Consider the following 253-nt stretch of genomic DNA (forward strand, 5'->3'; position numbering starts at 1 on the left):
ACATGTGGAGTTGACTGATACTAATAGATCGAGGACTTAACCAATTAAAGGTGATATCGTAAAAATCATTTCTTCTAAAATTATCTAGTTTTGAGAGAATGAAATTTCTCTTGCAAAATTTAAAAAAGCCATTATAATAAATAATGTCTTGTATAATAGTCTGGTGGCGATAGCGAGAAGGTCACACCCGTTCCCATACCGAACACGGAAGTTAAGCTTCTCAGCGCCGATGGTAGTTGGGGGCTCTCCCCCT

Annotated in this window: 1 rRNA gene; it reads left to right on the forward strand. The window is 38.3% G+C overall.

What is annotated here, in order from left to right:
- Positions 1-159: 159 nt before the first annotated feature.
- Positions 160-253 (forward strand): 5S ribosomal RNA (gene rrf / locus HHO41_RS22185); the annotation flags it as partial.

The organism is Bacillus sp. DNRA2, from assembly GCF_012843265.1.
GTDB lineage: Bacteria > Bacillota > Bacilli > Bacillales > Cytobacillaceae > Bacillus_BU.